This is a genomic window from Ruania alba, assembly GCF_900105765.1.
Classification (GTDB): Bacteria; Actinomycetota; Actinomycetes; order Actinomycetales; family Beutenbergiaceae; genus Ruania; species Ruania alba.
In genome coordinates this window covers 170,260-182,453 of record NZ_FNTX01000001.1, presented here as the reverse complement: position 1 = coordinate 182,453, position 12,194 = coordinate 170,260, and the positions used below count along the sequence as shown (strand labels likewise).

The 12,194-nt window shown below is 67.2% G+C and carries 11 protein-coding genes; 3 read left to right on the top strand and 8 right to left on the bottom strand.

Annotation, left to right across the window (positions count from 1 at the left end; all coding sequences use genetic code 11):
- Positions 1 to 20: 20 nt before the first annotated feature.
- A complete protein-coding gene (locus BLU77_RS00735) occupies positions 21 to 602 on the bottom strand; it encodes an ArsR/SmtB family transcription factor (RefSeq protein ID WP_089771251.1) in 582 nt (193 codons plus the stop codon).
- A gap of 92 nt (positions 603 to 694) precedes the next feature.
- Between BLU77_RS00735 and BLU77_RS00730 the strand changes: the two genes are divergently transcribed.
- Genes BLU77_RS00730 through BLU77_RS00725 form a run of 3 tightly spaced genes read left to right on the top strand, consistent with a single transcriptional unit; the run spans position 695 to position 3,214 of the window.
- A complete protein-coding gene (locus BLU77_RS00730) occupies positions 695 to 1,981 on the top strand; it encodes an MFS transporter (protein ID WP_089771250.1) in 1,287 nt (428 codons plus the stop codon).
- Positions 1,978 to 2,115, top strand: a complete 138-nt coding sequence (locus BLU77_RS21925; RefSeq protein ID WP_175476890.1) for a hypothetical protein — start codon at positions 1,978 to 1,980, stop codon at positions 2,113 to 2,115. Before BLU77_RS00730 ends, BLU77_RS21925 begins: the two co-directional genes overlap by 4 nt.
- Before the next feature lie 13 nt (positions 2,116 to 2,128).
- Entirely contained in the window at positions 2,129 to 3,214 is a 1,086-nt protein-coding gene (locus tag BLU77_RS00725) for a PLP-dependent cysteine synthase family protein (RefSeq protein ID WP_217632335.1), read from the top strand.
- 26 nt (positions 3,215 to 3,240) lie between these two features.
- Here the strand turns inward: BLU77_RS00725 and BLU77_RS00720 are convergent, their stop codons facing one another.
- From BLU77_RS00720 to BLU77_RS00690, 7 genes are all read right to left on the bottom strand, one after another.
- Positions 3,241 to 4,509 carry a polysaccharide pyruvyl transferase family protein gene (locus tag BLU77_RS00720; protein WP_175476889.1) on the bottom strand — a complete coding sequence of 423 codons (1,269 nt, stop codon included), beginning with the start codon at positions 4,507 to 4,509 and terminating at the stop codon, positions 3,241 to 3,243.
- A 29-nt stretch (positions 4,510 to 4,538) separates the two neighbouring features.
- Entirely contained in the window at positions 4,539 to 5,576 is a 1,038-nt protein-coding gene (locus tag BLU77_RS00715; RefSeq protein WP_089771247.1) for an ABC transporter ATP-binding protein, read from the bottom strand.
- Positions 5,570 to 6,772, bottom strand: a complete 1,203-nt coding sequence (locus BLU77_RS00710) for an ABC transporter ATP-binding protein (protein ID WP_089771246.1) — start codon at positions 6,770 to 6,772, stop codon at positions 5,570 to 5,572. Before BLU77_RS00710 ends, BLU77_RS00715 begins: the two co-directional genes overlap by 7 nt.
- A 13-nt stretch (positions 6,773 to 6,785) precedes the next feature.
- Positions 6,786 to 7,934, bottom strand: a complete 1,149-nt coding sequence (locus tag BLU77_RS00705; RefSeq protein ID WP_089771245.1) for an ABC transporter permease — start codon at positions 7,932 to 7,934, stop codon at positions 6,786 to 6,788.
- Between the two features lie 13 nt (positions 7,935 to 7,947).
- A complete protein-coding gene (locus tag BLU77_RS00700; protein ID WP_089771244.1) occupies positions 7,948 to 8,880 on the bottom strand; it encodes an ABC transporter permease in 933 nt (310 codons plus the stop codon).
- 9 nt (positions 8,881 to 8,889) lie between these two features.
- The gene (locus BLU77_RS00695) at positions 8,890 to 10,926 is read right to left on the bottom strand and encodes an ABC transporter substrate-binding protein (RefSeq protein WP_175476888.1); all 2,037 of its coding nucleotides are present in this window, start codon (positions 10,924 to 10,926) and stop codon (positions 8,890 to 8,892) included.
- Between the two features lie 96 nt (positions 10,927 to 11,022).
- Positions 11,023 to 12,063 (bottom strand): LacI family DNA-binding transcriptional regulator, encoded by a 1,041-nt coding sequence (locus BLU77_RS00690; RefSeq protein WP_175476887.1) that lies wholly within the window; start codon positions 12,061 to 12,063, stop codon positions 11,023 to 11,025.
- Positions 12,064 to 12,194 lie beyond the last annotated feature (131 nt).

Genomic DNA, 12,194 nt, shown 5'->3' with positions numbered 1-12,194 from the left:
CAGCCCCGACGGCACGCCACTCAGTCGGTCACCGGCAGCGGGAAGGCGTCGTAGTACATCCGCACGCGGCGCTCGTCGAGCTCCCTGTGGCCCCCCTCGTCCCGGCGACGACGCGCCTGGCTGGTGTGCTCCTCCAGCACCTTCTGGACCGCGTCGTTCATCGCCGCGAACTCCGCCAGCGTCAAGGACGCTGTGGTGGACTGCTGCAGGCTCGCCTCCACCCACGACGTGGGCGTGTCGGTGTCCTCGAACCAGGTCCGCAGCGCGTGCACACGCTGCTCGAGCAGGCCGGAGAGCACGGTCCCGGCCAATGAGCGCAATGCAGGATCCTTGCGCGCCTCAGTGCCCGGGATGCTGAAGGACGCCGCCTGCCACCAGCGCTCCCGGCCGGTCCCGCGATCGGCGTCCTCCTCGACCAGACCGTGCCGGGCGAGCTGGCGCAGGTGATAGCTGGTCTGCGCGCTGCTCTCCCCCAAGTGTTCGGCCAGCTGGGTCGCTGTGGCTGCGCCGTGGTCGGTGAGGTAGGAGAACATCCGGATCCGGAGCGGATGGGCGAACGCCTTCATCGCGGCGTGGTCCAGCGGCGTTTCCCGTTCAGGCATGGGCGATTCACTCTCCCTCTAGACATGCAGACATTTCTCTGCAAAACTTTCTCTGCATAGATTCCTCTGCAACAGACTACCGGGAGCACCTCATGGCGCACGCACCCCTCGCCGCACCGCTCGGGCGGCGATTCTGGGCCCTGTTCGGCGCCACGTCCTTCTCGAACCTGGCCGACGGCGTCCTGATGGTCGCCACACCGTTGCTCGCGCTCACCCTGACCACGTCACCGCTACTGATCTCACTCCTGCCTGCCGCTACCTGGCTCCCGTGGTTGCTCCTCGGCCTGTACTCGGGGGTCCTGATCGACCGCGGCGACCGGCGCCGGATCTTCCTGATCGCGACGGCGGTGCGGATCGCCGTGCTGGCGAGTCTGGTCGGCACTGCCTGGGCGGGGGCTCTGAGCATGCCCGCCCTGCTGGTCGCCCTGCTCGCGTTCGGGTGCGCGGAAGTCTTCGCCGATGGCTCGGCGAGCACGATGATCCCCGCCGTCACCCCGCGGTCCCGGCTGGGCGCCGCCAACAGTCGTCTGCTCGGTGCCCAGCAGGTCGCGAACGGATTCCTCGGCGCACCGCTCGGCGGGTTGCTCGCCTCGATCGGGGCTGCCTGGGCATTCGGGGTACCGGGACTGCTGTGCGTGCTGACCCTGATCACCGTGGCCGCCGGGCTGCGTGGTCCCTACCGCGCCCAGCCAGTGAAGAGCACCGACGGCGCGGCCCGGCCTCCCGCAGTACGCACTGAGGTTCGGGACGGCCTGACCTTCCTGGCCACACATCCGGTGCTGCGCCCCATCCTGATCGGTGGGGCCGCCCTCAACTTCGCGAACACCGGCTACTTCGCCGTCTTCGTGCTCTGGGCCGTGGGACCGGATTCCGCGATCGGCTTGGACCCAGCCCAGTTCGGTCTGATCTCTACGGCGATCGCCGCCGGTGCCGTCGCCGGCTCGGTCGCGGCGGAGGCGTTGCTTCGCCGGTTCTCCGAGGCGCGCCTGATCGGCGTGAACTGGCTGGTGAACTCAACTCTGCTGCTGTTCCCGGTGCTGCTACCGAACCCGTGGGCCGTGGCAGCGAGCTTCGTCCTGATCGGAGCCACCAACACCGTCGGCAATGTGGTGAGCCGATCGATGCGCCAACGACTCGTCCCTGACGCGATGCTCGGTCGCATCGGCGGAGCCTCCGCCACAGTCGCCTACGGCACGATGCCGCTCGGCGCCGTCCTCGGCGGCGCCGTGGGAGAGATGGCCGGCCTGCCGTCAGTGTTCGTGGGTGCCGCTGCCATCTGCATCGCTTTCTCGATCTACGTCCTGCACACCGTCACACCGCCCCTGGTTCGAGCGGCCGACGAGGCCGCCCTGAGCCACCAACCGAAGGAGAACGCATGACCCCGCTCACCGGCACCCCCTGGCACCCGCAACGCTGGCTCCCACCGGAACCTGCGCCGTCGGGCAGGCACACCCACCAGGCGCGCGGAGCGCGCCGATTCGCCACGCGCAAGGCCCACCTGCCCATGACCTGAGAGACTGAGCGGCGTGCGCGCATCTCACCACCGTTCCGCCGACCGCGCCTGGTGCGACGAGGCGATCCGCAAAGTCCAGGCCGATGCGCAGCGATCGGCCGACACCCACCTGCACCAGCTCCCACTTCCGCTGGACTGGGGCATCGATGTCTACCTCAAGGACGAGTCGGTCCACCCGACCGGCAGCCTGAAGCACCGGCTGGCCCGCTCGCTGTTCCTGTACGCGCTCGCGAACGGCTGGCTCACCGAGCACACCACGGTGATCGAAGCGACCAGCGGGAACACCGCCGTCTCCGAGGCCTACTTCGCACGGATGCTCGGCCTCGACTACATCGCCGTGATGCCCCGCACCACGTCGCACACCAAGGTGACGCGGATCGAGGCCTACGGCGGGCGCTGCCACTACGTGGACGCCGCCCCCGACATCTACGCTGAAGCCGAACGGCTCGCCGAGGAGACCGGCGGGTGCTATCTGGATCAGTTCACCTACGCCGAGCGCGCCACCGACTGGCGCGGCAACAACAACATCGCCGAGTCGATCTTCGAGCAGATGAGCGCCGAACGGCATCCGGTGCCCACCTGGGTGGTGGCGGCTGCGGGAACCGGTGGGACGTCGTCGACGATCGGCCGCTATCTGCGCTACCGCCGTTTCCCGACCAGGCTGGCCGTGGTCGACCCGGAGAACTCCGCCTACTACCCGGGGTGGTGCGACGACGTCTCGGACTACACCACCGGGATGCCCTCCCGGATCGAAGGCATCGGCCGGCCCCGCATGGAGGCCAGCTTCGTCCCCTCAGTGATCGACACGATGATCCCGGTACCCGACGCGGCCAGCGTCGCTGCCATGCACCACCTGGACGAGGTGTTCCGCCGGCGCGCTGGGGCGTCCACCGGCACCTGCCTGTGGGGCGTGTGGTCGCTGGTGGAACAGATGCGCGACGCCGGCGAACCAGGCAGCATCGTCAGCCTCATCTGCGACTCCGGCGACCTGTACGGCTCCACCTACTACGACCCCACCTGGCTCGCCGGCCAAGGAATGGACCCGGCTCCCTACCGGGAGCGGTTGGAACGATTTCTCGACGGCGGCCGGCTGACCTGAGAGGGCCTGACCGGGCGCGTCGAGGTTCAGGTGAGCGCAGGAGCGCGGGGAGCGACGGCGGCAGCCATCTCCCGCAGCCGGCTGTTCGCGGTCTCGACCATCGTGGCCGCCCGGTGCGCAGCCGCGTCCCGGTCCCGGTAGGCGGCAATGGCGAGCTCCGCTGCACGCGGCGCGTCGCCGATCTCCACCACCATCTCCGGGTAGCCGAGGTCGGCATACATGTTGCCCTTCGCCGTCTCGGCGGGCAGGCGCAGGTAGACGGCCGGCGTTCCCTGCGCGGCGGCGATGATCGGCGAGTGACAATCCATGCTCACTACGACGGCGGCACGGGCGTACACACCGGACATCTCCTCGAGCGGCCAGTAGCGATCCAGGATGTGCACCTGGTCACGCACGTCCTCCGGCAGCCGCTCAGGCAGATGCGCGAGGGCGTACGTGTGCACATAGCTCATCTCGGGCACGACTGCCGCCGGGGTGCCGGTCGTGCGCACCCACTCGGTGACGACGGCGGCGAATGCGTCGAGGTCCTCGCGCCACGTCAGCTCGTTCAGGCCGGCCCGGCGCTGCTGCTCGGGCGTGGGGTGCCGACCCTTGATCTGCGGGTAGGGGGCGTAGCGCAGGCGCGGGACGAAGCACCCGAACTGTCGTGAGGTGAACCCGAAGTGCGCCAGGAACTCCTCGGCCGCCTCGTCGTCGCGGTGCGTGAACGCGAATGTCGCGTCCGGGCCGAACTCGAGCCTGACGCCCTGCAGCTTCTGACTGCGCAGGTACTTCAGGCTGAGCGAGTCGCGGGTGTAGAAGAACTCGGCTCCCTCCAGGCGCGTGCGCATCTCCTCGCTCATGTAGTCCTCGAGGAGCGAGTCGATCATCTGATCGATCTCGGCGAGGGTCGCCCAGGTGGGCGGGCACACCGGGTCCGCGGTGACGCCGAAGTAACCGTACGGCTTGCCGGTGTGGGCGACCCAGCCGTCGATCTCGTTGCCCAGCATGGGCGATGCACCAGGGCCGTGCACGAGGATGTCCGCCCGCTCCCATGCCGCGAGCACGTCCGGATCCGTGGGCGCGCCGTTCTCGGCCACCGCCCCCTCGACGATCTGCACCTGGGGGTAGATCGTGGCCAGCAACCGCTTCTCCCGTGCACCGAAGTCCAAGGCCCAGACGATCACCTCAGCCCCGCCGTATTCCTGCAGGGCACGGATCGCTCCTGGCACGTGAGCGACGTCGCCCACGTTGTCCACTTGCCATCCCGCCCGCAGCAGTACGGTACGGCCCGGTCCAGGGTCCTGGATCGTCATATCGGTCTCTTCCTTTCGGGTAAGGGGCATCAGTGACGGCCCTGCAGCTGGATCTCCTCGGAGCGCACACACGCGACCGCGTGTCCTGACTCCTCCTGAAGCACTGGCGGTGCATCAGCTCTGTCGCACAGTCCCTCCACCGCGAATCGGCAGCGCGTGTGGAAGCGGCACCCCGCCGGTGGGTCGGTCGGGTCGGGCAGGTCGTCGGGCAGCCGGATACGTCTGCTGCCGCCGCGCTGGCGCGGGTCGGGCTGGGGCACAGCCGAGAGCAAGGCCTCGGTGTACGGGTGCCTCGGCTGATCGAAGAGCGAGTCGGCATCCGCCTGCTCGACCACCTCGCCGAGGTACATGACGGCGACGCGATCGCAGACATGCTCGACGACGGACAGGTCGTGCGAGATGAACAGGTAGGTGAGCTCGAACTCCTCCTGCAGATCCTTCAGCAGGTTCAGGATCTGCGCACGCACCGAGACGTCGAGGGCGGAGACCGCTTCGTCCGCGACCACCAGACTGGGGCGGGTGATGAGCGCCCGGGCGATGTTGATGCGCTGACGCTGCCCACCGGAGAAGGCGTGCGGGTAGCGCCGCATGTACTCGGGCCGCAGACCGACTTTCGCCAGCATGTCGGCCACCTGGTCCTGGATGGTGCTGTCGGCCACGTCCTTTCCGGACGGCGGCCGGTTGCGGGCCCCGGCGCGCTGGAGCGGTTCACCGATGAGCTGTAGCAACGTCTTGCGCGGGTTGAGCGAGGTGAAGGGATCTTGGAAGATCATCCGTACGTCGCTGCGGTAGGGCCGCAGCTCACGGCTACCGAGGGCGGCGAGGTCGACCTCACGGTCGGAGCCGGGGGCGCGGTAGACGATCGATCCGCGTGTGGGCTCCAGTGCCCGGACGATGCTGCGGCCGAGTGTGGTCTTCCCGCAGCCTGATTCGCCGACGAGTCCGAGAGTCTCGCCGGGGTAGATGTCGAGATCCACGCTGCTGACGGCACCGACATGCCCGACCGTGCGCTTCCAGAAGCCCTTGCGGATCGGGAACTCGACCGAGAGATCTCGCACGCTCAGCATCGGCTGCTTGCTCTCGGGCGCGGGGCTTCTTCCCGGACTTCCCGGACTTTCGGGGCCTCTCGGGCTTCCGGGACGGGCGGGACCGGCAGCATCGGCAACGGCCGGCCGCTCCCGGTTGCCTCCGGGTCGTGCAGGTGACAGGGGGCGATCCGGCCCCCACCGAGATCGAGCGCCGGAGGCTCGTCGACGTCGCAGGTCCCCGCCATCGCGTGCGGACAGCGCGGATGGAAGGAACAGCCATCCGGGCGGTTGGCGGGGTGCGGCACCGTTCCGCTGATCGCCCGCAGCCGTTCAAGTTTCTGGCCCTCGTGGTCCCGGCTCGGGATCGACTCCAGCAGGGCTTGGGTGTAGGGATGCTGCGGGTTCTCGAAGAGCTCGTTCACGCCCGCCTTCTCGACGACCTTGCCGAGGTACATCACCGACACGTCGTCGGCGATCTCCGCCACGACCCCGAGATCGTGGGTGATGAACAGCATCGACATCCCGGTCTCGGCCTGCAGCTCGCGGAGCAGGTCGAGGATGCGTGCCTGCGTGGTGACGTCGAGCGCAGTGGTCGGTTCGTCGGCGATCAGCAGCGAGGGCTCGCACGAGAGCGCGAGCGCGATCATCACGCGCTGACACATGCCCCCCGACATCTGGAACGGGTAGTTGTCGAATCGCCGCTCCGGCTGCGGAATGCCTACCCGCTTCAGCTCATGGATGGCGCGGTCCTTCGCATCGGCCTCGTTGAGGTCGGTGTGCAGGAGGATCGTCTCCGTCAGCTGATCCCCGACCGTGTACATCGGCGACAGGGAGGCCATCGGCTCCTGGAAGACCATGCCGATCTCACCGCCGCGCACGCGCCGCAGGCGCTCGCCGTCCTCGGGCAGCGACGTCAGGTCGATGGCCCCGACGGTGGGGTCCGGCTGCCACATGATGCGCCCGTCGGTGATCTTGCCCGGGTGGTCGATCAGTTGCAGGATCGAGCGCGCCGTCACGGACTTGCCGCAGCCCGACTCGCCGACCACGCAGGTGGTCCGTCCCCGATAGGCGGTCAGATCGACGCCGTCGACCGCCTTCACGGTGCCTTCGTCGGTCCGGTACTGCGTCTTGAGGTCGCGGATGGTGAGAACGGCTTCGCGTTCGCCGCTCGGTTCTCCTGCGGCACGAGCACCCTCGGATACGGCGGGCTGGTCCGCTCGGGTGGTGGAAGTCATGGGCGTTCCCTTGTCAGTGCTTGTAGGGGTCGGCGGCATCGCGCAGGCCGTCACCGAGGAAGTTCATCGCGAGGACCGCGACCACGACGGCGACACCTGGCAGCAGCAGCCATGGGGCCGTCGAGATCACGCGGATGTTCTGCGCCTCCTGCAACAGCACACCCCATGACACGGTCGGTGGCTGAAGCCCGAGGCCGAGGAACGACAGGGCGGTCTCAGCGAGGATCATCGTCGGGATCGCCAGGGTCAGCGTCGCGATCAGGTGGCTGGTGAACGAGGGCAGGATGTGGCCGAAGATGATCCGCGGTTCCTTCGTACCGTCCAGCCGTGCAGACGTGACGAAGTCCTCCTCGCGCAACGCCAGGAACCTGCCTCGAACGTCTCTGGCCAGGCTGGTCCACGCCACGAGCGACAGGACGAGAGTGATCGCGAAGTATCTCTGGACGCTGTCCCACTCCCGGGGGACAGCCGCCGCGAGTCCGAGCCAGAGCGGCAGGGTGGGCAGCGACATGAACAGTTCCACAGCACGCTGGATGATCGTGTCGACCCTGCCGCCGAAGTATCCCGAGATGCCTCCGAGCAGGATGCCGAGCACGAAGCCCATCCCGACACCGACCAGGCCGACCGACATCGAGATCGCGGTGCCATGGATGATGCGGGAGAGCTGATCGCGCCCGAGCTGATCGGCGCCGAGCAGGTACATCGGCGTGTCGCTGTCGACCGGACCGATCAGGTGGCGATCCCAGGGGATCAGGCCGAACAGCTCATACTCATCTCCTTGGACGAAGAGGCCCACCGGCACCTTGTTGTCAGGGTCGGTCGTGAACTCCTGCTCGAGCGTCTCGGGGTCGCGCTCCATCGTGTACCCGTGCACGTACAGGCCCCAGTCCCAGGAGTCGCCCGAGGCGTCGACGATGTGCAACTGCTGCGGCGGTGCGTAGGTGTAGTCGGCGTCGAGCTGGCTGCTGCCGTACGGGGCGATCATCGCCCCGAAGACCGCCACGACGTACACGCCGATGGTGACGATCAGGCCCACCATGGCGAGTTTGTGCTTACGGAATCGCCGCCACACCAGGCGCCAGCGGGAGGCGACGGCGTCCTTCGTCGCGGCCTGGTCCTGCGTCTCGCTGTCGAGCAGCGCGGTCGAGCTGTCCGGTGGCATCTATCTCGCTCCCTCAGTTGATCCGGATTCGCGGATCGAGCCACGCCAGCGCAAGGTCCGACAGCAGCGTTCCGATGACGGTGAACACGGCGGAGATGAGGATGATTGATCCCGCCAGGTACATATCCTGACCGCGCAGCGACTGCAGCAGCAGCGGGCCGGTGGTGTCCAGGTTCATCACCGTGGAGACGATCACCTCGCCGGAGATCAACGTGGGCAGCAGCCATCCGATCGACGAGACGAACGGGTTCAGGGCCACGCGCACCGGATACTTGATCAGGCGCCGGCGTTGCGGGATGCCGCGCGCCCTGGCCGCCACCACATACGGTTTTTTCAACTCGTCGAGGAGGTTCGCACGCATGACGCGAATGAGCCCAGCGGTGCCGGCTGTCCCGAGCACGATGACCGCGACGACGAGCATCGCGGGAGACGCACTGCCCACGCTCATCCCCATACCGGCGGCTGCCCACATCATGATCAGCGCGAGCAGGAAGTTCGGCGTCGCGACGCCCAGGAATCCGATGGTCGTGAACACATAATCGCCGGCCGAGTACTGCTTGACGGCCGAATAGATCCCGATGGGCAGTGCCATCGCCCACGTGAACACCACCGTGACGAGCGAGATTCCGATCGTCAGCGGCAGCCGATCAGCGATCAGCGCGGAGACCTCGCGCCCCCACTCGAAGGAATGGCCAAAGTCGAGGTGGAAGATGATGCCGGTGATCCACTGCCAGTACTGCACCCAGATGGGCTGGTCGAGCCCGTACCGCTCACGCAGGTAGTCGATCTGTGCCTGGTCGACGCTCTCACCGCTCTCCTCCATCTGCACGATCAGGGTGCTCAGGTAGTCGCCCGGCGGCAACTGGATGATCACGAACACGAGGATCGAGATCAGGAACAGTGTGGGGATCATGTAGAGGATCCGCCGGATCAAGAACTGCACCATCGGGTTCTTTCACCCTTCTCTCAGGTCGTCCACGCCGCGGGCGGTGCCGAGTTGTGCCGGCACCGCCCGTGGACAGGATGTGGGGTCAGCCCCGATGAAGTACTGGGACACGTTCGTCGGGGCTGGGTCGCCGTACCGGTACGCCGTCGGGAACATCTCCGGCACGTTCTTCAGGCGATTGGCCACGGTGCCGTAACCGAGTGGGATCCGCACCGTGCCGATCGTGTAGAACTCGTCCTTGGCGATCTGCAGGACCTCCCGGAAGAGTTCCTCGCGCCGGGCCTCGTCCGGCTCGGACTCCATCTCCCAGTACAGCTCCATTTGGCGCAGCGGAGCTTCTGGCGGGGTCTCACCCTCCTCGCCGCGGCTGCCGAAGTACACCGCCCATTCGACGGCCCACGCGACGATCGAGGTGCGGGAGGGCAGGTAGTACAGCGGTGCGAGCACCTCGTCGCGGAATCCTCCGGTGCCGTTCCACACGCCCGCGTCATGCTCGCTCGCGACGGTCCGCTCCTGGAACAGGGACCGGTCCACCGGCTCGGCGCGTGTGTCGATGCCGACCTCGTTCCAGTACCCGGCGACGAGCTCCATCGCATCGACCATGTAGGGCGTGGGTCCCGGAGAGGCGATCAGGACGGTGATGCGGATCCGCTCACCGTCGGGGCCGAGACGGAAGCCTTCGGAGTCGCGCTCGGAGTACCCGGCGTCGTCGAGGGTCTGGTTCGCCAGATCGGTGTCGAACTCGGTGTACTGCTTCGCCATCTCCTCGTCGTAGTAGATGGAGTCGGCGTTGGGTGCTGCCTGCCAGGCCTCGCCCTGGTCCTGGAACACTGCCGTGTTCAGCTCGTCGCGGTTGATCGCGTGCGACAGGCCGATGCGGAAGTCCTTGTTCTGGAAGATCTCGCGCTTGATCGGATCCTGGTGGTTGAGGTTGAGCGAGATCACCATCTCGTTCATGAAGCTCGTCTGCAGATCGATGAACTCGTAGCCGCCTTCCTCGCGCCCGTCGGCGAGGACCGGCTTGTTGCCGAGACTGTTGATGTGGCGTGTGACCAGATCGAGATCACCCTCGGTCGCCTTGACGAGCATGACTTCCTCGTCGCCGACCAGTTCATGCCGGATGGTATTCAGGTACGGCAACTGGCTTCCGTCGGGGTCGACCTTCCAGTAGTACGGGTTGCGCTCGGCCACGACCTCGTTGTCATCGGCCAGGGTATGGGTCACCACCCATCCGTTCACCGTGGGGACGTCGGGGTTGTCCCACCACTCGAACCGAGCGATGTAGTGGTCGACCCAGTGCTCGAAGCCGGCAGAGGACGCCTCGGCCTCCGCGTCGTCGTTGTACGCCAGGTGGAACTGCGACAGATAGTGCTTCGGATGTCCAGTGAGTGCCTCCGCATTGGCGAGAGTGGACATCTCTTGAAGGAACATCGGGTTCGGGGAGGGGAAGGTGAAGCGCACGGTCAGCTCATCCACCGCCTCAACGGTCGCATTGCCGTCGGCGTTGGACAGGAACTCCGACGACACCGCGCCCGCGAAGTCCTCGTTGAGCACCACGTCGTTGGCGGCGAAGGCCACATCCTCAGCGGTGAAGGGCTCGCCGTCCGACCATCGCATTCCCTCGCGCAGGTGGAACGTGAAGGTTGAGGCGTCGTCGGAGGTCTCGACGGACTCGGCGACGTTCGGGATCGTCTCCGACCAGTCCGGCGTCCACCGCATCAGGCCCTCGTAGCCCATCGTCATCTTGACGTAGGGCATGTCTGTCTGGCCGAGGACGACGGTGTTCAGGCGACCGCCGTAGACGCCGGTGCTCTCGACGGTCTCGACGACGAGTGGGGTGGCCGGAAGCCGCTCCTCGACGGGAGGCAGCTCACCCGACTCGACGAGTTCTGCCAGGTCAGGCGATTCTGGTCCTTTGTCCGCCTGGGGCATGCCGTCGTTCTCGCCGTCGGCACTGCATCCCACGACGGCAGCGAGGCCGGTGGCACCGATGCCGGCGATGAAGGTTCGCCGGTCCGGCAGGAAGAGGGGGCGGTTCTGAGTCATGGCGGACATCTCCTCGTTGACGTGTCGTTGCGTCAACGTAGACGACAAAACTCGGGAGGGTCAAGACAGAAGACGCGACGTTGTGTCACAAGTTGATCACGACACCACTGAGGACGTGCGAGGCGACGACGACGTTCCGCTGCCAGGCGGCGCGGTGCTGTTGCGCGCGATGACCTCGGGGGGCGGGTCCGCGAGCACCCCTAGCTCGGTGGGAGCTCCGGAGAGCAGGGCCGAGACCTGCTCGACCGCCCGGACACCGAGCGCACGCATCGGTAGCCGGATCGTGGTCAACGACGGCCGGACCACATCGGCGATGTCGGCATCGTGAATCCCGACGACGGAGAGCCGGCCGGGCACGTCGATACCGGCATCTGCGGCAGCCGCGAGGAGACCGACGGCGGACATCACGTTCGCCACCACGACAGCTGTCGGCAACTCCCCCTGGGAGCGGAGCGCGTCCAGCCCGCGCGCACCAGACTCGGGGCCGAAGCCGGTCACGACGGGCGCCGACGGCACCAGACCCGCGTCCCTCATCGCAGTGGCGTAGCCCTCACCACGCACGGCTGAGGGCTGCCCCTCGCCACCCACGAAGGCGATCTCGGTGTGACCGAGCTCGATGAGGTGCTCGGTCGCCACTCGCCCCGCCGCCAGATCGTCCACTGAGATCCATGAGTCGTGCGGATCAGCCTGCCGCTCCACCAGGACGACCGGCGTGGGCCGGGCGCGCAGGTGCGCCAGCACTTCCTCGTCGATGAGCCGATCCTGCCGGAGCACAATGGCGTCGATCGAACCTCGGCCCAGCAACCGGGCGAGGAAGTGGCTGCCGGAACGCATCCAGACGATGTCGCCCAGCACCACGGCCCAACCTCGGGCCTCAGCCGCTTCATAGATTCCGTGGAACAACTCCTTGTAGGCCGGATTCTCCAACTTCTCGACCACCACGGCGATCGTGCCGGCCTGCTGACGCCGCAGGGCTCGGGCCGCGTCGTTAGGGACGTACCCCACCTCGGCGATCGCTTCTTCGATGCGCTCCCGTGTCGCATCGCTCATCCGAGTGTGCGTCGTGCCGTTGAGCACTGCCGAGACGGCCGACACCGAGACGCCGGCAAGACGCGCGATTTCCTTCTGGGTAGCCATTCGATTGATGGTAGCTGGCAGATCACCGTTCCTCCGGGAACGCGTGTCACACGCAACCTCCCGAGTGACCATCCAGCAGGGCTTCCGGGTGAGCGGCCAGATTGCACCGACTGTCGCCGCTGCTTACCGCA